We start from the raw sequence: 21,719 nt of genomic DNA, 5'->3' as shown, positions 1-21,719 counted from the left end.
ACCAGACGGTAAGAAGGGTCCCTTCCTTACACCTCAGGCGCCGAGGCGCTCCAGGATCAGCTCGCGGACGGTCTTGGCGTCGGCCTGCCCGCGCGTGGTCTTCATGACGGCGCCGACCAGCGCGCCGGCTGCGGCGACCTTGCCGCTGCGCACCTTGTCGGCGATGTCGGGGTTGGCGGCGATCGCCTCGTCCACCGCGGCGGTCAACGCGCCGGTGTCGGAGACGACCTCCAGGTTCCGGTTGGTCATGATCTCGGTGGGCGTACCCTCGCCCGCGACCACGCCCTCCAGCACCGTACGGGCCAGCTTGTCGTTGAGCTTGCCGGCGTCGACAAGCGCCTGGAGCTCGGCGACCTGCGTCGGGGTGGCGCCCACGTCGGCCAGTTCCACGCCGGTCTCGTTGGCCCGCCGGGACAACTCGCCCAGCCACCACTTGCGGGCGGCGGCCGGGGTGGCACCGGCGGCGATGGTGGCCTCGATCAGCTCCACCGCGCCAGCGTTGAGCACCGACTGCATGTCCAGGTCGGAGAGCCCCCACGCCTCCTGGAGCCGGCGCCGGTGCAGCCGGGGCAGCTCCGGCAGGGCCGCCTTCAGCTCGGCCACCCAGGCGGTGTCCGGCGCGAGCGGCACCAGGTCCGGCTCGGGGAAGTAGCGGTAGTCGGTGGCGGTCTCCTTGGACCGGCCGGGGGTGGTGTCGCCGGTGTCCTCGTGGAAGTGCCGGGTCTCCTGGGTGATCCGCCCGCCCGCGTCCAGCACCGACGCCTGCCGCAGCATCTCCGAGCGCACCGCCCGCTCGACCGAGCGCAGCGAGTTGACGTTCTTGGTCTCGGTGCGGGTGCCCCACTCCTCGCCGGGCAGGTTCAGCGACGTGTTCACGTCACACCGCAGCGACCCCTCCTCCATCCGCACGTCGGAGACGCCGAGCGAGCGCAGCACGTCCCGCAGCTCGGTGACGTACGCCCGGGCCACCTCGGGGGCGAGAGCGCCGGTGCCCGGGATCGGCTTGGTGACGATCTCCACCAGCGGGATGCCGGCCCGGTTGTAGTCGACGAGCGACTCGGTCGCGCCGTGGATCCGGCCGGTGGCACCGCCCACGTGCAGCGTCTTGCCGGTGTCCTCCTCCAGGTGCACCCGCTCGATGCCGATCCGCACCGTCTCGCCGTTCACCTCGACGTCCAGGTAGCCGTCCACACAGAGCGGCTCGTCGTACTGGCTGATCTGGAAGTTCTTCGGCATGTCGGGGTAGAAGTAGTTCTTCCGGGCGAACCGGCACCACTCGGCGACGGAGCAGTTCAGCGCCAGGCCGATCCGGATGGTCGCCTCGATGGCCGCCTTGTTGGCCACCGGCAGCGAGCCGGGCAGGCCCAGGCAGACCGGGCAGACCCGGGTGTTCGGCTCGCCGCCGAAGTCGGTCGGGCAACCGCAGAACATCTTCGTGTTCGTGCCCAGCTCGACGTGGGTCTCCAGGCCGATCACCGGCTCGAATCGCGCGACGACCTCGTCGTACGCGGGCAGCGTCGTGGTCATGAGAACTCCAGCTTTCGGGCGGTAGCCGGCCCGCGCCGGCATCCGGACACAACGCCGCCCAGCCTAGCCGCTCCGCCCACCTGTCCTCGGTCGGGCGTCACCCCGCGGTGAACCCCTGCCGACGGCGGTACGCCACCACCAGCAGGATGCCGCCGATGCTGAACGCCACGACACCGAGGAGCATCAGCACCAGGGCCGAGTTCTCCCCGGTGACCGGCAGCCAGGCCCCGGTCGTCCGGGACGGCGACGGCGCGGCGGCGGTCGGCGTCGGGCTCTGCGACGGCGCGGTCGGGTACGCGGTCGGCTGCTCGGTGGGGGTCGGCGAGACCGACGGGGTGGCCGTCGGGTCGGGGTAGACGACCAGCGACACCTCCTCGGTGTCGCTGGTCGCGGTGCCGGTGGCGCGGACCGTGAAGTCGAAGCTCCCGGCGACGGTCGGGGTGCCGCTGAGCACGCCGTCCGCCGCGAGCACGAGCCCGTCGGGCAGCGCCCCGGCGGCCAGCCCGAACCGGATGTCGGAGTCGCCGTCGGCGGAGAACCGGAACGAGTACGCCTGCCCGGCCGTGCCGCGTGGCGGGGCGGCCGAGGTGACCACCACGGCCGGCGTGGCGATCACCAGCGTGACCTCCTGGCGCCCCTGGAAGCCGTTCGCGTCGGTCGCCAGCAGGTCCAACCGGTAACGGCCGGCCTGGCTGGGGCTGCCCGCGAGGACACCGGCCGAGGAGAGCGACAGGCCCGGCGGCAACGCGCCCGAGCCCAGCGAGACGGTGTGCGGGGCGGTGCCGCCCGAGACGACGAACCGGTGCGTCGGGTAGACCTGCCCGACGTACCAGGGCGAGACCGGCGCCGGTGAGGTGACGGTGACGACCGGCTGCGCCACCACCACGGTGACCTGGTGGTCGGCGAACTCCCCGCTCGGCGAACCGGTGGCCCGGACGGTGAAGGCGAAGCGACTCGCCACGGTGGGCGTACCGGTCAGGGTCCCGGCCGAGGAGAGCGCCAGACCGGGCGGGATCGCGCCGGCGACCAGCGAGAACCGGATCTCCTCGTCGCCGGTGGCGGTGAAGGTGTGACCCGGGTACGGCTCGTGGGCGGTCACCCCGGACGGCGGCGGGTCGGAGGTGACGGCGATGGTGACGACCGCCGGATCCACGATCACCGGATCGACGGCGGCCGGATCCACGATCAGCGGATCGGCGACGACCGGTGCTGCGGCAGCGGGCGCGGCGACGCCGATCAGCAGCATCGTGAGCACCGAGACAATCGTGATCGGCCGCAGCGTCTTCATCGCAGTTCCAGTCGGCTAGAAGCCCATGCTTGCGTTTCGCCAGCGGCTCGGACTCTATCCAACCCGCGCACGTCACCATGCGTTATGAGTCCGAACGGTGACCTCGTGTCACCGGGGGGGCCGAGGACCGGCGGGGCGGCCGGAGCCGCCCCGCACGGCGTCACAGCGTCGGCGGCGTGAAGGTGCCGACCGCGCTCTCCAGCGCGGCGGCGACCCGGTACATCCGGTCGTCGGCCATCGTCGGGGCCATCACCTGCAACCCGACCGGCAGCCCGTCCGAGAGGCCGCACGGCACCGAGATGCCCGGGCCGCCGTACAGGTTGGTCGGGATGGTGTACAGGTCGGCCAGGTACATCTGGTACGGGTCGGAGGTGCGCGCGCCCAGCGGGAACGCCACGAACGGCGTGGTCGGCGAGATCAGCGCGTCGACCCGCTCGAACGCGGCGGTGAAGTCGCGGGTGATCAGCGTACGGACCTTCTGCGCCTGCCCGTAGTACGCGTCGTAGTAGCCCGACGACAACGCGTACGTGCCGAGCATGATCCGGCGCTTGACCTCGGGGCCGAAGCCGGCCTCCCGGGTCAGCGACATGACCTCCTCCAGCGACCGGTTGCCGTCGTCGCCGATGCGCAGGCCGAACCGCACACCGTCGAAGCGGGCCAGGTTGGAGGAGCACTCGCTCGGGGCGATCAGGTAGTAGGCCGGCAGCGCGTACGCGAAGTTCGGGCAGGACACCTCGACGATCTCCGCGCCCAGCTTCGTCAACGCGTCGACGGCCTCGTTGAAGGCGGCCATCACGCCCGGCTCGGCACCCTCGCCGACGAACTCGGAGACGATGCCGAGGCGGACCCCGGTCAGGTCGCCGGTCGCGCCGAGCCTCGCGGCGGCCACCACGTCCGGCACCGGGGCCGGGATGGAGGTGGAGTCACGCGGGTCGTGGCCGCCGATCGCCTCGTGCAGCAGCGCGGCGTCCAGCACGGTACGCGCGCACGGGCCGGGCGTGTCCAGCGAGGAGGAGAAGGCCACCAGGCCGTACCGGGAGGTCCCGCCGTAGGTCGGCTTCGCGCCGACGGTGCCGGTGACCGCGCCCGGCTGGCGGATCGAGCCGCCGGTGTCCGAACCGATCGCCAGCGGTGCCTCGTACGCGGCCAGTGCCGCCGCGCTGCCCCCGCCGGAGCCGCCCGGGATGCGCCCGGTGTCCCACGGGTTGCGGGTCGGCCCGTACGCCGAGTACTCCGTCGAGGAGCCCATGGCGAACTCGTCCATGTTGGTCTTGCCGAGCATCACGGTGCCGGCGGCGCGCAGCCGCTGCACGATCGTCGAGTCGTACGGCGGGCGCCAGCCCTCCAGGATCTTCGAGCCGACCGTGGTCGGCACGCCCCGGGTGGTGAGCACGTCCTTGACCGCGACCGGCACTCCGGCCAGCGGGCCCAGCTCCGCTCCGGCGGCCCGCCGGGCGTCCACCTCGCGGGCGGCGGCGAGCGCACCCTCGGTGTCGACGTGCAGGAAGGCGTGCACCCGGTCGTCGACGGCGGCGATCCGGTCCAGGTGCGCCCGGGTCACCTCGACCGCCGAGGTCTCACCGGAGGCGACCAGCCCGGCGATCTCGGTGGCGGTGAATCTGGTCAGCTCGCTCACGATGCCACATCCTCGTCCAGGATCCGCGGAACGCGGAACCGCTGCTCCTCGGCGTCGGGCGCGCCGGACAGCGCCTCCTCGGGGGTCAGGCACGGCGTCACGACGTCCTCGCGGAGCACGTTGGTCAACGGCACCGAGTGCGAGGTCGGCGGGATGTCGGCGGCGGCGACCTCGCCCACCTGGGCGACCGCCTGGAGGATCACGTCGAGCTGGCCGGCGAAGGTGTCCAGCTCCTCCTCCGTCACGGCGAGCCGCGACAGTCGCGCCAGGTGCGCGACCTCCTCGCGGGAGATGGCGGCCATCGGTGCCCCCTTCGTGGCTGTCCTGCGTCTGCGTACGCCCACCGCGCGGCGTGCGACGCGACGCGCGGTGACCGGAGCGAGTCTATTGTTCCGCGCCCGGCCCGCCGTCCCCGGCTCCCCGGGGCGTCCGGCCCACCGACCCGGGGACCCGTCCGGGCGGCGGTGTCGCAGCGGCCCGGCCGAGGGTCACCGAGGGCTGCGGCGGGGTACGTCCGGCTCGTCGTGGCCGCCGAGCGGGCGCACCGGTCGGTACCGACCCAGCCAGGCGACCAGTTCCTCGGCCGGCATCGGTCGGGCGTAGAACCAGCCCTGCGCGGCGTCGCACCCGGCCGCGTGCAGCATCCGCCAGGTCTTCTCGTCCTCCACGCCCTCGGCGACCACCCGCAGCCCGAGCGCCTTGCCCAACTCGATCGTCGACCGGACGATCGCCGCGTCGTCGGAGTCCTCGGTCATCCCGAGGACGAAGGACCGGTCGACCTTCACCTCCGACAGCGGCAGCCGGCGCAGGTGTTGCAGTGACGAGTAGCCGGTGCCGAAGTCGTCCAGTGCGATGCCGACCCCGATCCGGTGCAGGCGGGTGATGGTGGTCAGGACGCGGCGCGGGTCGGCCATCAACGCACCCTCGGTGATCTCCAGTTGCAGCCGTTCCGGCGCCACGCCGTACCGGGTCAACCGGTCCGCGATCTGATCGGCGATCTCGCCGGTGTGCAGATCCCGCACGCTGACGTTGAGCGCCGCCCGCAGGCCCAGACCGGCCGCCGACCACTTGGCCACCTGCTCGACCACGTCGTCCACCACCCGACGGGTGAGCAGGCGCATCACCGCGCTCTGTTCGGCGACCCGGATCAGTTCCTCCGGGTCGACCATGCCCCGGCGGGGGTGCCGCCACCGCAGCAGCGCCTCGACCCCGACCACCTCGCCGGTGGCGATGGCGACCTGCGGCTGGTAGTACATCGTGATCTCGCCCGCGTCCCCGGCCGGATCACCGCCGATCGCGGCACCGGCGAAGGGTGTGCCCTCGTCACCCGGCCGGTGGGCGCCGACCGGTCCGGCCCACGGCTCGCCGGGGACCGCCGCCGGGTCGACGGGCCGGGCGGTCCGGCGCAGGATCGGGTCCGCGCCGGTCACGATCCGGGCGATCAGCTCGTCGTCGGAGGCGACCACCGGCGGCCGGTGACGACGACGGAACCACCGGCCGGCACCGCGCTGCCGCACCACCGGGTTCGCGGTCAACGCCGCGCCGTCCCCGCCGCGCACCACCGGCGTGGTGTCCCCGTCCCGCGTCCCGGGTGCCTCGCCCGGGGTGTCGGCGGCGGAACGGGCCGCCGCGCCCGCGTCCAGCACCCGCCGTAGGTCGGCCAGCAGGCCCAACCGCTCGGCGGAGTTGTGGTCGGACTCCGCGGTGTAGACGGCGACCGTGTCGTTGCGGTGCTTGGCGTCGTACATGGCTACGTCGGCGTGGCGCATCAGGGTGGCGAAGTCCTCGCCGTGCTCCGGGTACAGGGCGATGCCGATGGAGCCGCCGACGTCCAGCGGCAGCCCGTCCAGCGGCACCGGCTCGGCGAGGACCCGCACCACCTGGTCGGCGAGGGCACGGGCCTCGGTGACGTCGTCCACCCCGGTCATCACGATGGCGAACTCGTCGCCGCCGAGGCGGACCACCAGGTCCGGCGCCGGCACCACATCGGTCAGTCGGGCGCTCACCTCGACCAGCAGCCGGTCGCCGACGGCGTGCCCGAGGGCGTCGTTGACGTTCTTGAAGCGGTCCAGGTCGATCAGGAGCAGGGCCAGGCGGGCGCCGGGCTCGCCGCGTGCGGCGCGCTCGGCGTGCCGGTGGACCTGCTCGTTGACCTCGCTGAGCAGCGCCTTTCGGTTGGGCAGCCCGGTCAGCGGGTCGAGGGCGGCGAGTTGGTGCTGTTCCACGGTGAGCCGGGCCATCCGGTAGACGGCGAACAGCGGCACCAGGACCAGCGGCACCAGGGCGGCACTGGCCCGCGCGGCGGTGACCAGCACCGGCGCGAGCAGCAGCAGGGACCCGGTGGAGAGCAGCTCGAACGGCAGGCCGTGGCGGGCGTTGGGCCACCACCGTTCGCCGAAGCGCAGTCGGACGGCCGTGGTCACCAGCCCGTAGTTCACCACGAACCAGGCCACCCCGGCCCCGCCGATCGCGGCGATGTCGGTCCACCCCAGACGGCCGCCGTCGAAGATGCCGCCCGGCCCGAGCCGGGTGACGGCGTACGCGGCGGCCAGCGCGCAGGCGTACTGCCCGGCGTTGAAGGCGACCCGCCAGGGGGTGTGCCGCATCCGGGCTCCGGAGACCAGCACGGCGACCGCCTGCACCGCGACCGCCGGGCCGAGGCCCCAGCCGAGCAGGATGGCGAAGGTGAAGCAGGTCGACGGGAAGACCGCGGACGAGGAGGGCCGCCGGCCGGGCGGCAGGAACGGGCGCGCGTCGCAGGCGACGGCGAGCACGGCCATCGTCCAGAACGCCGCCGGCAGGTCGGGCAGCGTTCCGGCGAACGAGACCATCGGCCCGACGGAGAGCAGCACGGCCACGACCAGCACGAGGCCGACGAAGACCGAGAACGGCGCGGTACGCCCGGGCGGGACGAGGTTGCGCGGATCGGGCGGCTCCATCACACCTCCCGCTACAGGACACGACGCGTGGGTTTACGCGCCGTGTCCCCATGAAACGCCCTCGACGGCCGGAAACCAGGTACGACAGCCACGAATCGGTCGTAGTCGTAATTAAGTTGGTATCCGGGCGAGTCCCCGCAAGATCGGCAAGTGCCGCTTCACTCCTCGACGCGGGCCATCGCGCGGGCCGCCTCCGGGCCGGAGTCGAGCAGAACCTGGAAGCCCTCCTCGTCGAGGATCGGCACCTTGAGCCCGGCCGCCTTGTCCGCCTTGGACCCGGGATTGTCGCCGACCACCACGAAGCCGGTCTTCTTCGACACCGAGCCGCTGACCTTGCCGCCCCGGGACTGGATCGCCTCGGCGGCCTGGTCCCGCGAGTGACCGGACAGGGTCCCGGTGACCACCACGGTCACCCCCTCCAGCGGTCGCGGGCCCTCCCCCTGCGCCTCCTCGGCCATCCGGACGCCCGCGTCGGCCCACTTGCGGATCACCTCGCGGTGCCAGTCGACGGCGAGCCACTCCCGGATGCTCACCGCGATGGTGGGGCCGACTCCGTCGACGGAGGAGAGTTCCTCCTCGGACGCGGCGTCGATCGCCTCGACCGACCGGAAGTGCCGCGCGAGTGCCTGCGCGGCGGTCGGCCCGACGTGCCGGATGGAGAGGGCCACCAGCACCCGCCACAGCTCGCGTTCCTTGGCGACGGCGAGGTTGTCGAGCAGCTTGACCGCGTTGCTGCCGAGGCTGCCATCCTTGTTGACGAAGAACGGCGAGCGGGCCAACTGCTCGGCGTCGAGCGAGAAGAGGTCGCCCTCGTCGGTGATGACCTGCGCGTCGAGCAGCGCGGCGGCGCTCTTGTAGCCGAGCGCCTCGATGTCGAAGACCTTGCGCCCGGCCAGGTGGTAGACCCGTTCGCGCAACTGCGCCGGACAACTGCGCGAGTTGGGGCAACGGATGTCGACGTCGCCCTCCTTCGCCGGGGCGAGCGGGGTGCCACAGGCCGGGCAGACGGTGGGCATCACGAACGCCCGGGCGTCGGGCGGACGCAGCTCGACCACCGGGCCGAGCACCTCGGGGATCACGTCGCCGGCCTTGCGGATCACCACCGTGTCGCCGATCAGCACCCCCTTGCGCTCCACCTCGCGTGCGTTGTGCAGGGTCGCGTACGCGACGGTGGAGCCGGCCACCTTCACCGGCTGGAGCAGCGCCCGGGGCGTGACCCGACCCGTCCGTCCCACCTCGACCTCGATGTCGAGCAGCGTGGTGTTGACCTCCTCGGGCGGATACTTGAAGGCGATCGCCCAGCGGGGCGCCCGGCTGGTCGAGCCGAGCCGGCCCTGGATCGGCACCGGGTCGACCTTGACCACCACGCCGTCGATCTCGTGCTCCACGTCGTGCCGGTGCGCGGCGTAGTGCGCGATGTAGTCCCGGACGCCGGCCAGGTCGGGCACCACCCGCCAGCGGTCGCTGGTCGGCAGCCCCCAGGCCCGCAGCGCGGAGTACGACTCGGACTGGGTGGCCGGCTGGAAGCCGCGCCGGGCACCGATGCCGTGCACCACCAGGCGCAGCGGCCGGGACGCGGTGATCCGTGGGTCCTTCTGGCGCAGGCTGCCGGCGGCGGCGTTACGCGGGTTGGCGAACGGCGCCTTGCCCTGCTCGACCAGGCCCGCGTTCAGGTCGGCGAAGGCGGCGACCGGGAAGTAGATCTCGCCGCGCACCTCGATCAGCTCGGGGACCGGCCCGAACTCCGCCGAGTCGGTCAACCGGCCGGGCACGTCCCGGATGCTGCGCACGTTGGCGGTGACGTCCTCACCGGTGCGGCCGTCGCCCCGGGTCGCCGCCCGCACCAGCCGACCCGACTCGTAGGTGAGGTTGATCGCCAGCCCGTCGACCTTCAGCTCGCACAGGTAGGGCACCGGACCGCCGGCGTCCCGCTCGACCCGTTCGGCCCACGCCGCCAGCTCCTCGTCGGCGAACGCGTTGTCCAGCGACATCATCCGTTCGGCGTGTGCCACCGGGGCGAAGTCGGTGGAGAAGGTGCCGCCGACCCGCTGGGTCGGCGAGTCCGGGGTGCGCAGCGCCGGGAACTCCTCCTCCAGCGCCTCCAGCTCCCGCAGCAGCCGGTCGAAATCGGCGTCCGAGACGGTCGGCGCGTCGAGCACGTAGTAGCGGTACTGGTGCTCGGTCAGCTCCTGGCTCAGCGTGGCGTGCCGCTCCCGTGCCTGCGGGGTCGGCTCGGCACCGGCCGCCGCCTCCTGCGCCGCGCTGACCTGCTCGCCGATGGCTTCCTCGGACACCCCGCGACCTCCTGTGATGGGCACCCCGGCACGGTATCCGGCGGGTCGGACAGTTCACCGGGAACCCCACCGGTTCGTGCCGGTCAGCGCTGCCAGGCGGCGGCGAGGGCGGCGAGTTGGTCGGCGTACTCGATGCGACCTGCCCAGTCGGCGGGCCAGGCGGCGGCACCCACGGCGGCACCGACGAACGCCCCGGCGAGCGCGGCGATCGAGTCGGAGTCACCGGCGGTCCGCGCACCCCGGGTCAGCGCGCCCACCGGGTCGTCGGCGTGCCGGACGGCGCAGTAGAGCGCGGTCGCCAACGCCTCCTCGGCGACCCAGCCCTCACCGGTCCAGCGGCACGGGTCGCCGCCGTCGTCCGGGCCGGCGAGGGCCGCGTCGAGCCGGGCCAGCACCCGCAGGCACTCGTCCCACCCCCGGGCGATGAACTCCTGCGGCGTCCGCACGCCGGGGCGTTGCCAGAGGTCGCCGAGCCAGTCGCCCCGGTAGACCTCGCGCTGCTCGTGGGCCCGCACGGTGAGCCGGCCGGGCAACTCGGCCAGCGCCGCGCCGTCGACCAGCAGCCGCACCGCGTACGCGGTCAGTTCGCTGGCCGCCAGGCCGGTCGGGTGCCCGTGCGTCAGTCCGGCCTGGAGCTGGGCCAGTCCGGCGACGGTGTCGAGGTCGACGTCGAGCAGACCGACCGGGGTGACCCGCATGTTCGCCCCACAGCCCTTCGAACCGGCCTGGGTCGCCTGCTGCCAGGGCAGTCCTCGGGACAGCTCGGCGCAGGCCCGCAGGCAGGTCATCCCAGGCGCGCGGTTGTTGTCCGGGCTGGCCGCCCAGGCCAGGAAGCGCTGCCGCAGCAACGGCTCGACGACCTCGGGCGTGTACGCGGACGCGTCGTGCAGTGCCCAGCCGACCGCGAGCGCCATCTGGGTGTCGTCGGTGACCAACGCCGGGTCGCCGACCAGTTCCCGGGGGCCGGTCGGACCGTACCGTCGCTCGATCTCGGCCAGCGTGAGGAACTCGGTGGGCTTGCCCAGGGCGTCACCGTAGGCGAGTCCGAGGAGCGAGCCGGCGGCCCACCCGGGCACAGGACTGATCATGCTGGTGATCATGCCCGCTCGGGCGGGCCGGCGCGACGGCCGGATCTCCCACGCGCGACGGTCAGCTCTCCCAGCAGAGGCAGAACGGGTGTCCGGCCGGGTCGGCGTAGACCCGGAAGCCCTCGCCCTCCCCCGGCAGCCGCCGCGCGCCCAGGGCCAGCGCGGCCCGCTCAGCGACCTCGATGTCCTCCACGGTCACGTCGAGGTGGAACTGTTGCGGCCGTTCCGGGTCGGGCCAGGTCGGTGGGCGCAGGTCGGGTGCCTGCTGGAACGCGATCCGGGGTTGGTGGCCGGGGTGCCCACCCAGCACCACCCACTCGTCGCCGTCGCAGTCCTCCTCGATCAGCGGCAGGCCGAGCAGCTCGGCGTAGAAGCCGGCCAGGGCGCGCGGGTCGGGGCAATCGATCACGGTGGAACGCAGTCGTCCGATCATGCCCGGCTTGCTGCCCCCGCGCAGCGCGCCGAAACCTCACTCCTCGACGATCCGGCGCCCCGCGTCGCGGCAGGCGGACAGGACCGCGCGGGCGTACGCCGGGGTGGCGCCCGCCAGGCCGCACGCGGGCGTGACCACCACCTGCCCGGCGAGTCGGCGACGCGGGAAGCCGAGCCGGTCCCACAGGGTGCGGACCCGGTCGGCGACCTGGGCCGAGGTCGGTGCGCGACCGGCCGGGGCGGTGCCCGGCGCGGCACCGGCGAAGAGGCCCAGCCCGGCGTCGATCGCCTCGCCCAGCGCGTCCAGGTCGGTGACCAGGTCCAGGTCGAGGGCGACGCCGGCCGCGCCGGTGGACCGGATCAGGTTCAGCGGTACGTCCGGGGCACAGCAGTGCACCACGGTCGGTACGCCGACCGCCTCCACCACCGTGCCCAGCAACGTCCGCGCGTCCTCCGGCTGCACCGCCCGGTACGTGCCGAAGCCGCTCTCGGTGGGCACCCGACCGGCGAGCACCGCCGGCAACGACGGTTCGTCCAGTTGGAGCAGGACGGTGGCCCGGGGTACCCGGCGGGCCACCGCCGCCACGTGCGCGCGCAGCCCCTCGGCGAGCGAGCCGACCAGGTCGCGTACCGCACCGGGGTCGCGCACCATCCGGCCGCCGACGGGCAGCTCCACCGAGGCGGCGAGGGTGAACGGACCGGGTGCCTGCACCTTGATCGGGCCGGCGTACTCCTCGGCCTGCTCGGCGAGCTGGTCGAGGTCGCGTTCCATCAGGTCCCGTGCGCGGCGCAGGTCCCGGCCGGGGCGCAGGGCCACCCGCCACCGCGCGGCGTAGAGCTCGACCGGCAGCTCGACCAGCAGGCCCGCGCCGCGCCCGATCATGTCCGCGCCCGGGCCACGGGCCGGCAGCTCCGGCAGGTGGGGAAGTGCGGGCAACTCACCGAGGACGATCCGCTGCGCCTCGGCGATGTCGGTGCCGGGCAGCGACCCGATGCCGGTCGCCGCGCCCGCGGGCCACGGCCAAACCTGATCACTCACGGCCGAAGGGTACCGGTCAGTCGGTGATCGTGGCGGAGCCGAGCACGATGTCACCGGCCGGGTCGGGGCGGTACGCGACGATCGCCTGACCGGCGGCGACCCCCCGGACCGGCTGCCGCAGGTCGGCACGGAACGCGTCGCCGTCCACGGTGACCTCGGCCGGCACCACGAGCCCGTGCGCCCGCAACTGCACCTCGCACCCGATCGGGGCGTCCGGACGCGGGCCGCCGGTCCAGACCGGGCGGGTGGCACGCACCTCGGCCACCTCCAGCGCCTCGGCCGGACCGACGGTCACCGTGTTGGTCGTCGGCGTGATGGAGAGCACGTACCGGGGTCGCCCGTCCGGGGCCGGGCGGTCCAGGTGCAGCCCGCGCCGCTGACCCACGGTGTACGCGTACGCGCCGGCGTGCGTGCCCACCACCGCACCGGTGGTGGCGTCGACCACGTCGCCGGGCGTCTCGCCGAGCCGCTGGGCCAGGAAGCCCCGGGTGTCGCCGTCGGCGATGAAGCAGATGTCGTGCGAGTCGGGCTTGTCGGCCACCGCCAGGCCCCGGTCGGCGGCCTCCTGCCGGACCTGCGCCTTCGTCGAGTCACCGAGCGGGAAGATCGAACGGTCCAACTGCGCGCGGGTGAGCACGGCCAACACGTACGACTGGTCCTTGGCGAGGTCGACGCTGCGCCGCAGCAGGCCGTCCGGGCCGAGTCGGGCGTGGTGGCCGGTGACCACGGCGTCGAAGCCCAGGGCCACCGCCCGATCCAGCACCGCGGCGAACTTGATCTTCTCGTTGCAGCGCAGGCACGGGTTCGGGGTACGCCCGGCGGCGTACTCGGCCACGAAGTCGTCGACCACGTCGGCGTGGAACCGGTCGGCCATGTCCCACACGTAGAACGGGATGCCCAGCACGTCGGCGGCGCGGCGCGCGTCCCGGGAGTCCTCCAGGGTGCAGCAGCCCCGCGCTCCGGTGCGGTAGGTCTGCGGGTTGCGGGCCAGCGCCAGGTGCACACCGGTGACGTCGTGACCGGCCTGCACCGCACGCGCCGCCGCCACGGCGGAATCCACACCGCCGGACATCGCCGCCAACACCCTCACCCGGACCACGCTCCCTTCCCGCGAAGCCTATCTCCGTACCGCCGGGCGGCGGTCTCCCCCCGTCCGCGCCGGGCCGGCATCGAGGCCGGTCCGACCGCCGAGCGTGCTACGTCAGCGCGGCGTCCGCAGCGCCGCCGCCCGCCGGGCCCGGTCGACGGCCGCCGGCAGGGCGGCGATGAGCGCGTCGACCTCCCCGGCGGTGCTGGTGTGACCGAGCGAGAAGCGCAGCGAGGAACGGGCCCGGTCGTCGTCGGCGCCCATCGCGAGCAGCACGTGCGAGGGCTGCGCCACCCCGGCGGAGCAGGCCGAACCGGTCGAGCAGGCGATGCCCTGGGCGTCCAGCAGGAGTAGTAGCGCGTCACCCTCGCAGCCGGGGAAGGAGAAGTGCGCGTTGCCGGGGAGCCGGTCCGTCGGGTCGCCGTTGAACACCACCTCGGGCACCGCCTGCCGCACCCGGTGGACCAGGTCGTCGCGGAGTGCGGCGACCCGGGTGGCGTACTCCTGCTGGCCCTTGACCGCCGCCTCGACGGCGACCGCGAAGGCGACGATGCCGGCGGTGTCCAGCGTGCCGGAACGCACGTCGCGTTCCTGGCCGCCGCCGTGCAGCAGCGGCACCGCGGCGACGTCCCGGCCCAGCAGCAACGCACCGATGCCGACCGGCCCGCCCAGCTTGTGACCGGTCACGGTGAGCGCGGCGGCACCGCTGGCGGCGAAGTCGACCGGCACCTGGCCGACCGCCTGGATCGCGTCGGTGTGGAACGGAACGCCGTACTCGGCGGCGACCGCGGCCAGGTCGGAGACCCGCTGGACGGTGCCGACCTCGTTGTTCGCCCACATCGCGGTGACCAGGGCCACCCGGTCGCCGTGCGCGGCCAGTTCGGCGCGGAGCGCGTCGGGGTGCAGCCGACCCGTGCCGTCGACCGGCAGGGAGCCCACCTCGGCGCCCTCGTGCGCGCCCAGCCAGTCCACCGCGTCGAGCACCGCGTGGTGCTCGACGGCGCTGGAGACCACCCGGGTCCGCCCACCGTCGGCGTCCCGGCGCGCCCAGAAGATGCCCTTGACCGCGAGGTTGTCGCTCTCCGTACCGCCCCCGGTGAAGATCACCTCGGACGGCCGGGCACCCAGCGCGGCGGCCACCCGTTCCCGCGACTCCTCGACCCGCCGCCGGGCACGCCGACCGGACGCGTGCAGGGAGGACGCGTTGCCGACCTCACGGGCGGTCGCGACGTACGCCTCCAGTGCCTCGTCGAGCATCGGAGTGGTCGCGGCATGATCCAGGTAAGCCATCACGGTTCAGCCTAACGACCGCGCCCGCCTCGACCGCAGGCCGGAGTGCTCACGCCGGAACCGCCGTCACCACGATGTTGTCGCGATACCTGCGGGCCTGGGCGTCGAACGGTCCGCCGCACGTGATCAGCGTCAGCCGGGGCCGGCCGTCACGGGCGAAGTAGCGCTCCAGCGGGATCTTCGTCTTGTCGTACTCCTCCCGGGCGACGACCCGGTAGTCGCGTGGCGTGTCGTCGGCGCCGGTGACCGTGAGCGTGTCGCCCGGCGCGAGTTCCCGCAGTCGCCAGAAGGCGCCCCGGCCCTGCTCCGCGCTGTCGACGTGGCCGGCGATCACCACCGAACCGGCGTCGGCCTCCAGGCCGGGACCGAAGCGGTACCAGCCGATCCGGTCCACGCTGGGCGGCACGTCGAACTCGCCGCTGCGCGCGTCCACCCCGACCGGCTCCACCCGTGCGACGACCTCGATCGCGGGGATCCGCAGGCGCACCGGGGGCACCGGGGTCTCCGCGTCGGGTAGCCCGCCGGGGCGTACCGCCACGCTCGGCGCCACGGCCGACGGCGTCGGACTGGCCAGTGCGGCGGCCTGCTCGGCGCCGACACTTCCCGACGGACGGGAGGCGACAGCCACCACGGCGGTCACGGTGAGCGCGGCGGCGCCGGCGGCGAGTGCCGCCAGCGCCGCCCGGTTGACGACGCTCACCGGCGACCCGAGACGGTGCCGGCCACCCGGACGCCGCCCAGCACCAGCAGCAGCACCCCGACACCCGCCAGGACGTACCAGCCGGTGGTCAGCCCGGTCCCGGCCTGGCCGCCGGTGCCGCTGGGCACGCCGGAGGGGGCCGAGTGCAGCCCGGTGATGGTCTGCGCCACGATGTCCAGGTTCTCGCCCTCGGCGGAGCCGATGGCGTAGACGATCGTCGCGGTGCCCTCGCGCAGGTTCAGGTCGGCGGGCCCGATCACCACCGTGTCGGTGCCGGCGAGCACCACGTCCGCCGAGACGCTGCCCGCGTCCACGTCGCCCTTGGCCTCGTTCGGGTTGGTCAGGTCCTCGAAGACCGGCGTGCCACCGGCCCGTACGTCCACCGCCGGAGCGGCGGCGGTGTGCCGGACGATCAGCCGGGCCTTGCCGGCGTCCACCTTGGCGGTGTCGTTGACGAACGGCGTGATCTTCGGCTTGCCCTCGGCGTCGAGGTGGGCGGCGAGGCTGAGGTTCGCCCCGCCCGGCACCTCGGCGTCGTCCACGGTCAGGATGGCCTGGCCGATCGGCTCGCCCGGCTTGGTCAGCGCGAGGTCGTACCGCCCCTCGGCCAGGTCCAGCGGACCCGCCACGTCACCGGGCTTGAATCCCTCAAGCGTCTTCTCGCCGTTGACGTAGACGTCGACCGGGGTGTCCGGGATGCCGTGCACGACGGAGACCTTCGAGGTGGCGGCGTAGGCCGGGGTGGCGGTGGCGACGCCGGCGGCGACGAAGGTCAGCGCGGCGACCGCGCCGCCTGCCGCGACCCGACGAAGGTACGCGAGCTGCATGTCTGCCTCCTGATGGTTCGTACTGGTTCGTTGGTGTTGCTGACATCCCGAGTTACGCCGGTACGCCGGCGCCTGGATGCGCCGGAAATCGACTTTCTTTTCTTCCTCTCCACCGCATCCGGCGGGGCGGTCCCGAGCGAAGAGACATCGAGGAGCCGCTGGGTCGACAGAGGGGACAGCGCCGGTGAGAGCTACAGTCGGGCATGCCCCCAACCAGGCGACCTGTCCCGTGAACGGGGCCCGGCACGAGCCGGGGACACCCGAGGACGACCTCGCCGACCGGTTCCGCCACGGCGACGAACTGGCATTACGCGAGGCGTACGACCGCTACGGCCGTGCCGTGTTCCATCTGGCCACCAGCACCCTGATCAACCGCAGCGACGCGGAGGACGTCACCCAGGCCACCTTCGTCGCCGCCTGGCTCGGCCGGGACACCTTCGATCCCGCCCGGGGCTCCCTGGTCGGCTGGCTGCTCGGGATCGCCCGGCGCAAGGTGGTGGACCGGCTGCGGTCGGTCAGCCGGGACAACCGGGTCACCGAGGCGGTCCGCCAACTGCCCGAGCCGGTCGCACCCGGCGTGGACCCGGACGTCGTGGTCGACCGGCTGGTGGTCGCCGACGAGCTCGCGCGACTCCCCGCCGACCAGCGACGCATGCTGGAGCTGGCCTTCTTCGACGATCTGACCCACCAGCAGATCGCGGCGGTGACCGGTGTGCCGCTGGGTACCGTCAAGAGTCACATCCGACGGGGCATGGCGAGCCTGAAGCGCAGATGGGAGGTGGACGGTGCCGCACCTGGAGCACGATCGGCTGGTCTTTCTGGCACTCGGTGAGAGCGAGGCGGAGGACGTCGACCGCACCCACCTCGACGGCTGCCCGCACTGTCGTGGCGAGGTGGAGAACCTGCGGCACGTCGCCGGTCTCGGTGCCGCCACCCAGGGGCTGCGCGACCTGCCCGATCCGCCGGAGCACCTCTGGCAGGGCATCACGTCCGAGATCCGGGCCGCACAGGACCTACCCGGGCTGACCGCCGACGCTCGGCGACGCGCGCCCGGTCCGCGTACCGGCGACACGTCGGCGGCCCCCGGCCGCCCGACGGTCACCGGCGGAGGCCCGGCGGCACGGGGCCGGCGTGGCCGGGTGCCGCGCTGGCTGGCGACCGCGACCACGGCGGTGGCCGCCGCCGCCGTCGGGGTGGTCGGCACCGCGGTCGTGCTGGGCGGTGGTTCGACCGACCCGGCGCCACCGGCCCAGGCGGTGGTGGCCAGCGCCCGGCTCGACGCGTACGGCAGCACGCCGCCACAGGCCCGTGGGGACGTGCGGGTCCTCGACAGCGGCGAGCTTCATCTGCATGTGGCGAATCTCCCGGCCGTGTCGGGGTACTACGAGGTCTGGCTCATCGACCCGCGCACCATGGAGATGTTCTCGATCGGCGTGCTCGGCACCGGCAGCGAGGTGCTGTTGCCGCTCCCGCCCACCGTCGACCTGGGGAAGTACTCTGTTGTCGACGTCTCCGCCGAACAGTTCGACAACGACACCGCCCACTCCGGCGACAGCCTGTTGAGGGGCTCCTTGACGGGCTGATCGGCGGGCCGGATCAGCTCCCCGGCCCGCCGATCAGCTCCCTCGGCGCAGACGACGAAGCCGCCGCCCGGTCTCCCGGTCGGCGGCTTCGTCGTCACGTCTCACTTGCGCTTGCGGATCTCCTCGGCGGCCTGCGGCACGATCTTGAACAGGTCGCCGACCACGCCGAAGTCGGCCAGCTCGAAGATGGGCGCCTCGCCGTCCTTGTTGACCGCGACGATCGTCTTCGAGGTCTGCATGCCGGCCCGGTGCTGGATCGCACCGGAGATGCCGAGCGCCACATAGAGCTGCGGGGCGACGGTCTTGCCGGTCTGACCGATCTGGAACTGGTGCGGGTAGTACCCGGAGTCGACGGCGGCCCGGGAGGCGCCGACGGCGCCGCCGAGCAGGTCGGCCAACTCCTCGACCAGCGTGAAGTTGTCGGCGTTGCCGACACCACGACCACCGGAGACCACCACGCCGGCCTCGGTGAGCTCGGGGCGCGAGCCCTTCTGCTCGGCCACCCGGTCGACGACCCTGGCCAGCCTGTCGGTGTCGCCGACGGTCACCGTGAGCTGCTCCACCGCCGGGGTGGCGGCGGCCGGGGCCGGGGTGACCGAGTTCGGCCGGACGGTGACCAGCGGCAGGCCACGGGTCACCTTGGAGGTGACCACGGTCGAGCCGGCGAAGGCCACCTGGGTGGCGGTGCCGTCGGCGGCCAGGGCCACCACGTCGGTCAGGATGCCGTTGTCCAGCTTGACCGCCAGCCGGGCGGCGATCTCCTTGCCCTCCTGTGAGGAGGCGAGCAGGACGGCGGCCGGCTGGACCCGCTTGACCAGGTCGGCGACCACGGTGGCCTTGGGCGCCACCAGGTAGCCGTCGATCTCCTCACCCTCGGCGGCGTAGATCTTCTCCGCGCCGTACTCGCCCAGCTTGCCGGCGAGCGCGTCGGCGGCACCGGCGCCGCCGAGCACCACCGCCGCCGGAGTGCCCAGCTCGCGCGCGAGGGTGAGCATCTCCAGGGTGACCTTCTTGACGCCGAACTCCCGAGTGGCTTCGACGACGACGAGAACCTCAGACATGTCCCACACCCCTCACACGAACTTCTCGGTGGCGAGGAACTCGACCAACTGGGCGCCACCGGAGCCGTCGTCGGTGACCTTGACCCCACCGGAGCGCGGCGGACGCTTGCTGTGCTCCAGCACCGTGCTGGTCGCCCCGGCGAGGCCCACCTCGTCGGCGGCCACGCCCAGGTCGGCCAGGCCCAGCGTCTGCACCGGCTTCTTCTTGGCGGCCATGATCCCCTTGAACGACGGGTACCGGGGCTCGTTGATGGTGTCCCAGACGGAGACCACGGCCGGCGTCGAGGCGGTGACCACCTCGTAGCCCTCCTCGGTCTGCCGCTCCACGGTCAACGTGCTGCCGTCGACGGTGAGCTTGCGGGCGCCGGTCAGCGCCGCCACCCCCAGCCGCTCGGCCAGCATGTGCGGCAGCACCTGCACCCGGCCGTCGGTCGACTCGGCGCCGCAGAGCACCAGGTCCGCGCCGAGCTGGCCCAGCGCCGCGGCCAGCACCTTGGAGGTGGCCACCGCGCAGGAGCCGTGCAGCGCGTCGTCCACCACGTGCACCGCCTTGTCCGGCCCCATCGACAGCGCCTTGCGGATCGACTCGGTCGCCCGGTCCGGACCCATGGTCAGGATCGTCACCTCGCCGCCGTGCGCCTCCTTGATCTTCAACGCCTCTTCGATGGCGTATTCGTCCATCTCGTTGATGACGTTGCTCGCCGAACCGCGGTCGACAGTGTTGTCGTCAGTTCGCAGGTTGCGGTCCGCGCCCGAGTCGGGCACCTGCTTGACGAGTACGACGATGTTCATCGCGCTTCGACGACCCTCCTGCTGTGGTGGTGTGCTCAATCGCCCTGGTCTGGGGCGCAGCCTTGCGTGTCTGTTGCCGTCAGGTCAACCGTGGGCTGCTGTGCAGTTGCCCACGACGCGATGTTACCTGTCGGTAGCATCGGCTTCCCCGCGCGACCGGCGTGACGCAGCTCACCGGGGGCACCACCGGTCAGGACGCCCCGCCCAGGACGTCCCTGATCCGACCGATCGCCTCGGCCTCGGCCGGGCTGACCCCCTGGTGGGCGCGGGCGGTCCGGTCCGCGGCGGCCAGCACCACCTCGCGGTAGACCCCGACGTCCTGCGGTGCCTTCTCGGTGAGGATGCCGACCGCCCGGCGCAGCGCCGGCAGCACCACCGACTCGATCTCCAGCGCCGAGTCGCGCGGCAGCCTCGGCAGCGGCCCGCTGGTCAGCGCCTCCTTCACCACTCCGCTGGCCTCGGAGATCGCCCCGGAGGCGGCGAAGCTCTCCCGGAACACCGCCAGCAGGCCGGGCTCGGCGTTCGAGACCATGAGGACCGCGCCGAAGGCGCCCGTCTTGATGGTCAGCTTCTCCTCGTCGGTCAGCCGCTGCGTCATGATCACGGAGTGTAGACGTAGGGCGTGGCCGTGGTGACCGCGACGAGGCCGAGCCGCTCCAACAGCGGACGGCTCTCCGCACCGGCGTCGACCTGCAACAGCGTCCGGTCGCGCTGACCGGCGGACCGGGCCCGGTAGGTGACCAGCGCCCGGTAGATCCCCTGACGCCGCCACTCCGGCCGGGTCGAGCCGCCCCAGAGCGTGGCGAAGGTGCTCCCCGCCGGATACCGCACCCAGCCCGCGCTGACCAGCGTCCCGTCCGCCTCGGCCACCACCACGGTGATCGACTGCGGGTCGGCGTCGATCTCCCGGGCCAGCCCGTCGGCCAGGCCGGACAGATCCGCACCCCAGAGCTGCGTCTCCAGCTCCGCGATCCGCTCCAGGTCCGCGCGACCGGTCACCTCACGCAGGTGCACGCCCTCGGGCACCACGGGCAACGCGGAGGCCAGGGGCGCGACCGGCCCCACCATGACGGACTCCTCCGACTCCGGGACGAACCCGGCCGTGCGCAGCCGCTGCGGCAGGTCGGCCGGCTCGTCGTGACCGTGCAGCTTCCACTCCACCGGCTCACGTCGCTCGACGGCCGCCGCCACCTGTCGGGCGATCAACCCGTCGAGCTCGATGCCGGTCAGACCGCCGAGATCGCGATAGGTCACCAGGCCCCGGCTGTCGAGCCCGCACACCCGCGACACCGGACCGTCCCGCTCCACCAGGACCCCGTCCGGCACCGGATCGGGCAGCCCCGGCCGCAGATGGGTGTCGTACGCCGTGCGCAACGTGATCGCGTCAAGATCCGTCATGTTTCCAGTTATGCCCGACCGGAACCGGATAATCACCTGCGTGTGGCAGTTGATCAAGAATTGGTTCGACCCGCAGGAGATGCGGTCGGTGGGGCACACCCCCGACTACCGCTTCTCGCTGGCCAACGAGCGGACGTTCCTGGCCTGGCTGCGTACCGGGCTGGCACTGATCGCCGGTGGGCTCGCCGCCGCGCAGTTCCTGCCGGAGATGCCGGCGTCCTACCTGCGCGAGGTGATCTCGGTGGCGCTGCTGCTGCTCGGCGGCGTGGTCGCGCTGCGGGCGGTGGACCACTGGGCGCGCAGCGAACGCGCCATCCGGCTCGGCAGGGAACTGCCCGCGTCCCGGTTCCCGGCCGTGCTCGCCCTGGTCGTCGCGCTCGGCGCGCTGCTGCTCACGGTGGCGGTGCTGGTGGGTGCGGTGGGCCGATGAGCGCGACCCGCGACCCCGGACTGCAACCCGAACGGACCCGGTTGGCCTGGCGACGCACCGCGCTGGCGATGACCGTGGTGGTGCTGCTGGCCGTCCGGCTCGCCCTCACCGGCGGCCCCGCCGGGGCACTGCCGGCCGCGCTGGCCGTGCTCGGCTGGGTGGCGGTCGTCACGCTCTGTTGGCGGCGGAGCAGCACCGTCGGCGCGGCTGCCGGCGGCGGCCGTACGCTCGCCCTGGTCGGGCTGGGGACGGCCGGATTCGCCCTGCTCGGCGTGCTGCTGGTGCTGCGCGGGGTGTGACCATCCCGT

21 protein-coding genes are annotated in these 21,719 nt (G+C 73.3%); 4 read left to right on the top strand and 17 right to left on the bottom strand.

All coding sequences use genetic code 11. The features are described 5' to 3' along the window. Positions 1-33: 33 nt before the first annotated feature. The 13 genes from gatB to ABZ738_RS13100 all read right to left on the bottom strand — a co-directional run bounded on the left by gatB (position 34) and on the right by ABZ738_RS13100 (position 16,147). A complete protein-coding gene (gene gatB / locus ABZ738_RS13160; protein WP_131053690.1) occupies positions 34-1,527 on the bottom strand; it encodes an Asp-tRNA(Asn)/Glu-tRNA(Gln) amidotransferase subunit GatB in 1,494 nt (497 codons plus the stop codon). Positions 1,528-1,624: 97 nt separating this feature from the next. After that, positions 1,625-2,815: a putative Ig domain-containing protein gene (locus tag ABZ738_RS13155; protein WP_357212957.1), complete on the bottom strand. Its 1,191-nt coding sequence runs from the start codon at positions 2,813-2,815 to the stop codon at positions 1,625-1,627. A 160-nt stretch (positions 2,816-2,975) separates the two neighbouring features. Then, on the bottom strand, positions 2,976-4,451 hold the full coding sequence (gatA, locus tag ABZ738_RS13150; protein WP_131053692.1) for an Asp-tRNA(Asn)/Glu-tRNA(Gln) amidotransferase subunit GatA: 1,476 nt from the start codon (positions 4,449-4,451) through the stop codon (positions 2,976-2,978). Further along, entirely contained in the window at positions 4,448-4,753 is a 306-nt protein-coding gene (gene gatC / locus ABZ738_RS13145) for an Asp-tRNA(Asn)/Glu-tRNA(Gln) amidotransferase subunit GatC (protein WP_088995614.1), read from the bottom strand. The genes gatA and gatC overlap by 4 nt, the downstream gene beginning before the upstream one ends. A gap of 186 nt (positions 4,754-4,939) precedes the next feature. Further along, positions 4,940-7,390 (bottom strand): EAL domain-containing protein, encoded by a 2,451-nt coding sequence (locus ABZ738_RS13140; protein WP_357212953.1) that lies wholly within the window; start codon positions 7,388-7,390, stop codon positions 4,940-4,942. A 158-nt stretch (positions 7,391-7,548) separates the two neighbouring features. Beyond that, positions 7,549-9,684 carry an NAD-dependent DNA ligase LigA gene (gene ligA, locus ABZ738_RS13135; protein ID WP_357212950.1) on the bottom strand — a complete coding sequence of 712 codons (2,136 nt, stop codon included), beginning with the start codon at positions 9,682-9,684 and terminating at the stop codon, positions 7,549-7,551. A gap of 83 nt (positions 9,685-9,767) precedes the next feature. After that, positions 9,768-10,772, bottom strand: a complete 1,005-nt coding sequence (locus ABZ738_RS13130; RefSeq protein WP_176092912.1) for an ADP-ribosylglycohydrolase family protein — start codon at positions 10,770-10,772, stop codon at positions 9,768-9,770. A gap of 61 nt (positions 10,773-10,833) precedes the next feature. Beyond that, positions 10,834-11,205: a VOC family protein gene (locus ABZ738_RS13125; RefSeq protein WP_131055842.1), complete on the bottom strand. Its 372-nt coding sequence runs from the start codon at positions 11,203-11,205 to the stop codon at positions 10,834-10,836. A gap of 36 nt (positions 11,206-11,241) precedes the next feature. Beyond that, a complete protein-coding gene (locus tag ABZ738_RS13120) occupies positions 11,242-12,243 on the bottom strand; it encodes a methionine synthase (RefSeq protein WP_357212946.1) in 1,002 nt (333 codons plus the stop codon). A gap of 16 nt (positions 12,244-12,259) precedes the next feature. Continuing rightward, positions 12,260-13,333, bottom strand: a complete 1,074-nt coding sequence (gene mnmA, locus ABZ738_RS13115) for a tRNA 2-thiouridine(34) synthase MnmA (RefSeq protein WP_357212943.1) — start codon at positions 13,331-13,333, stop codon at positions 12,260-12,262. A 111-nt stretch (positions 13,334-13,444) separates the two neighbouring features. Then, entirely contained in the window at positions 13,445-14,620 is a 1,176-nt protein-coding gene (locus ABZ738_RS13110; protein ID WP_176092910.1) for a cysteine desulfurase family protein, read from the bottom strand. 49 nt (positions 14,621-14,669) lie between these two features. Further along, positions 14,670-15,320 carry a class F sortase gene (locus tag ABZ738_RS13105; RefSeq protein WP_176092909.1) on the bottom strand — a complete coding sequence of 217 codons (651 nt, stop codon included), beginning with the start codon at positions 15,318-15,320 and terminating at the stop codon, positions 14,670-14,672. Continuing rightward, a complete protein-coding gene (locus tag ABZ738_RS13100; RefSeq protein WP_131057029.1) occupies positions 15,317-16,147 on the bottom strand; it encodes a DUF4397 domain-containing protein in 831 nt (276 codons plus the stop codon). The genes ABZ738_RS13105 and ABZ738_RS13100 overlap by 4 nt, the downstream gene beginning before the upstream one ends. A 229-nt stretch (positions 16,148-16,376) precedes the next feature. On the opposite strand from ABZ738_RS13100, the gene ABZ738_RS13095 reads away from it, so the two are divergent. Further along, positions 16,377-16,979, top strand: a complete 603-nt coding sequence (locus ABZ738_RS13095) for a sigma-70 family RNA polymerase sigma factor (RefSeq protein ID WP_131057031.1) — start codon at positions 16,377-16,379, stop codon at positions 16,977-16,979. Next, positions 16,933-17,730, top strand: a complete 798-nt coding sequence (locus ABZ738_RS13090) for an anti-sigma factor (protein ID WP_357212939.1) — start codon at positions 16,933-16,935, stop codon at positions 17,728-17,730. Before ABZ738_RS13095 ends, ABZ738_RS13090 begins: the two co-directional genes overlap by 47 nt. 101 nt (positions 17,731-17,831) lie before the next feature. Here the strand turns inward: ABZ738_RS13090 and ABZ738_RS13085 are convergent, their stop codons facing one another. The 4 genes from ABZ738_RS13085 to ABZ738_RS13070 form a co-directional block, all read right to left on the bottom strand. Continuing rightward, complete coding sequence (locus ABZ738_RS13085) at positions 17,832-18,791, bottom strand: electron transfer flavoprotein subunit alpha/FixB family protein (RefSeq protein WP_357212936.1); 960 nt, start codon at positions 18,789-18,791, stop codon at positions 17,832-17,834. A 12-nt stretch (positions 18,792-18,803) separates the two neighbouring features. Further along, complete coding sequence (locus ABZ738_RS13080) at positions 18,804-19,583, bottom strand: electron transfer flavoprotein subunit beta/FixA family protein (protein WP_131054632.1); 780 nt, start codon at positions 19,581-19,583, stop codon at positions 18,804-18,806. Between the two features lie 190 nt (positions 19,584-19,773). Then, positions 19,774-20,187, bottom strand: coding sequence for a hypothetical protein (locus ABZ738_RS13075; protein ID WP_357212933.1), 414 nt, complete (start codon positions 20,185-20,187; stop codon positions 19,774-19,776). After that, positions 20,184-20,981: a GNAT family N-acetyltransferase gene (locus ABZ738_RS13070; RefSeq protein ID WP_357212930.1), complete on the bottom strand. Its 798-nt coding sequence runs from the start codon at positions 20,979-20,981 to the stop codon at positions 20,184-20,186. The genes ABZ738_RS13075 and ABZ738_RS13070 overlap by 4 nt, the downstream gene beginning before the upstream one ends. Positions 20,982-21,021: 40 nt before the next feature. On the opposite strand from ABZ738_RS13070, the gene ABZ738_RS13065 reads away from it, so the two are divergent. Both ABZ738_RS13065 and ABZ738_RS13060 read left to right on the top strand, forming a co-directional pair. Beyond that, a complete protein-coding gene (locus ABZ738_RS13065) occupies positions 21,022-21,411 on the top strand; it encodes a DUF202 domain-containing protein (RefSeq protein ID WP_131054629.1) in 390 nt (129 codons plus the stop codon). After that, entirely contained in the window at positions 21,408-21,710 is a 303-nt protein-coding gene (locus ABZ738_RS13060) for a DUF202 domain-containing protein (protein ID WP_131054628.1), read from the top strand. The genes ABZ738_RS13065 and ABZ738_RS13060 overlap by 4 nt, the downstream gene beginning before the upstream one ends. Positions 21,711-21,719 lie beyond the last annotated feature (9 nt).

This window comes from Micromonospora sp. NPDC047793, from assembly GCF_040642635.1.
Taxonomy (GTDB): Bacteria; Actinomycetota; Actinomycetes; order Mycobacteriales; family Micromonosporaceae; genus Micromonospora.
This window is presented reverse-complemented; position numbering and strand designations above follow the sequence as displayed.

Bases quoted from the DNA above. Each gene is read 5' to 3' on its own strand.
- gatB (WP_131053690.1), bottom strand. From the start codon at position 1,527: ATGACCACGACGCTGCCCGCGTACGACGAGGTCGTCGCGCGATTCGAG.
- ABZ738_RS13155 (WP_357212957.1), bottom strand. From the start codon at position 2,815: ATGAAGACGCTGCGGCCGATCACGATTGTCTCGGTGCTCACGATGCTG.
- gatC (WP_088995614.1), bottom strand. From the start codon at position 4,753: ATGGCCGCCATCTCCCGCGAGGAGGTCGCGCACCTGGCGCGACTGTCG.
- ABZ738_RS13140 (WP_357212953.1), bottom strand. From the start codon at position 7,390: ATGGAGCCGCCCGATCCGCGCAACCTCGTCCCGCCCGGGCGTACCGCG.
- ABZ738_RS13130 (WP_176092912.1), bottom strand. From the start codon at position 10,772: ATGATCAGTCCTGTGCCCGGGTGGGCCGCCGGCTCGCTCCTCGGACTC.
- ABZ738_RS13125 (WP_131055842.1), bottom strand. From the start codon at position 11,205: ATGATCGGACGACTGCGTTCCACCGTGATCGATTGCCCCGACCCGCGC.
- ABZ738_RS13110 (WP_176092910.1), bottom strand. From the start codon at position 14,620: ATGGCTTACCTGGATCATGCCGCGACCACTCCGATGCTCGACGAGGCA.
- ABZ738_RS13100 (WP_131057029.1), bottom strand. From the start codon at position 16,147: ATGCAGCTCGCGTACCTTCGTCGGGTCGCGGCAGGCGGCGCGGTCGCC.
- ABZ738_RS13085 (WP_357212936.1), bottom strand. From the start codon at position 18,791: ATGTCTGAGGTTCTCGTCGTCGTCGAAGCCACTCGGGAGTTCGGCGTC.
- ABZ738_RS13080 (WP_131054632.1), bottom strand. From the start codon at position 19,583: ATGAACATCGTCGTACTCGTCAAGCAGGTGCCCGACTCGGGCGCGGAC.
- ABZ738_RS13070 (WP_357212930.1), bottom strand. From the start codon at position 20,981: ATGACGGATCTTGACGCGATCACGTTGCGCACGGCGTACGACACCCAT.
- ABZ738_RS13060 (WP_131054628.1), top strand. From the start codon at position 21,408: ATGAGCGCGACCCGCGACCCCGGACTGCAACCCGAACGGACCCGGTTG.